Source organism: Sandaracinomonas limnophila (genome assembly GCF_004005965.1).
In the GTDB taxonomy this organism is placed as follows: Bacteria; Bacteroidota; Bacteroidia; order Cytophagales; family Spirosomataceae; genus Sandaracinomonas; species Sandaracinomonas limnophila.
The window spans coordinates 1-1,884 of the sequence record NZ_SACY01000008.1 but is presented as its reverse complement, the minus strand read 5'-3'; the positions used below and the strand labels follow the sequence as shown (position 1 = coordinate 1,884).

1 protein-coding gene is annotated in these 1,884 nt (G+C 40.9%); it reads right to left on the bottom strand.

Translation table 11 applies throughout. From position 1 onward, the window contains the following. A partial coding sequence (locus EOJ36_RS11985) for a hypothetical protein (RefSeq protein ID WP_164847906.1) occupies nucleotides 1-1,884 on the bottom strand: 1,884 nt, incomplete at both ends.

The window sequence follows — 1,884 nt, the reverse complement described above, 5'->3', positions numbered from 1 at the left end:
CATCCTGAGCACGCTTGTCATTATCTGCAATTGACTTGTCAGTTGCAGCTTCTTTGTCGCTCACTCTTGATTTCTCTGTGTTGAAATCATCACGCATTGACTTCTCTGCATCTTGTGCACGCTTGTCGTTATCCGCAATCGCTTTGTCTGTTGCCAGTTCTTTTGCATCTACTCTTGACTTCTCTGCTGTAAACTTATCATCGATTGCTTTCTCTGCATCTTTGGCACGCTTGTCGTTATCCGCAATAGCCTTATCAGTTGCAGCTTCCTTGTCGCTTACTCTTGATTTCTCTGTGTTGAAATCATCACGCATCGATTTCTCTGCGTCTTTGGCACGTTTGTCGTTATCCGCAATCGCTTTGTCTGTTGCCAGTTCTTTTGCATCTACTCTCGACTTCTCTGCTGTAAACTTGTCATCGATTGCTTTCTCAGCATCTTGAGCACGTTTGTCATTATCAGCAATTGCCTTATCTGTTGCAGCTTCCTTGTCGCTTACTCTTGATTTCTCTGTGTTGAAATCATCACGCATCGATTTCTCTGCGTCTTTGGCACGCTTGTCGTTATCCGCAATCGCTTTGTCTGTTGCGATTTCTTTTGCATCTACTCTTGACTTCTCTGCTGTAAACTTATCATCGATTGCTTTCTCTGCGTCTTTGGCACGCTTGTCGTTATCCGCAATCGCTTTGTCTGTTGCCAATTCTTTTGCATCTACTCTCGACTTCTCTGCTGTAAACTTATCATCGATTGCTTTCTCTGCGTCTTGAGCACGTTTGTCGTTATCCGCAATTGCCTTATCTGTTGCCAATTCTTTTGCATCTACTCTCGACTTCTCTGCTGTAAACTTATCATCGATTGCTTTCTCTGCATCTTTGGCTCTTTTATCAGCTGTTGACAATTTTTCCTCTAAAGCCAAAGTATTCGCATTTCCAGTTACTATACTTTGCTTAATTTTTTCTTCTTCCTCTTTGGCGCGCTTGTCATTATCAGCAATAGCCTTATCAGTTGCCAGTTCTTTTGCATCTACTCTCGACTTCTCTGCAGTAAACTTGTCATCGATTGCTTTCTCTGCATCTTTGGCACGCTTGTCGTTATCCGCAATCGCTTTGTCTGTTGCTAGTTCTTTTGCATCTACTCTCAACTTCTCTGCAGTAAACTTATCATCGATTGCTTTCTCTGCGTCCTTGGCACGCTTGTCATTATCTGCAATCGATTTGTCAGTTGCAGCTTCTTTGTCGCTCACTCTTGATTTCTCTGTGTTGAAATCATCACGCATTGATTTCTCTGCATCCTGTGCACGCTTGTCATTATCTGCAATCGATTTGTTAATTGAACTTTCTCTATCCAATGCATTATTTCTTTCCCGTGCAATATCTGAGGCCAGCCCATCTTCTATACCTACTGCACGCCTATGTTCTTTTTCAACTTCAGTATTGGTATGATCATCCACATAAGACTTCATAGCCTTTACTGTTGGATAATTGGTATCATTAATTGTAGATTCCTTAATCTCTGAGGCCTTGTTTGCTAAAAGTTCCTTTAAAGATTCTGAAACTTGAGCCCTAGAAATTTCCACTTTCAACGAATCACTCAATTCCTTCTCTCTTCCCTTTGCTCTTTCAATTTCGTTTGCTAAACTTGTATCGGTTGAAGTAGATTTAGTATCAATGTATGTTTTAATGGCCTTTACTGTCGGATAATTCGTATCATTATTTGTTGCATCTGTAATGCCTGTTGCTTTATTAGCCAATAGCTCTTTCAATGCCTCTGATTGTGTTGCTCTTGAAATTTCACGATCCAAACGACCCACCAAAGTTGTATCTTGGTTAGTTGATCTTAATACTTCATTCCCAAATGCTACTACCAATGAATCTTCTCTGCTTCTTG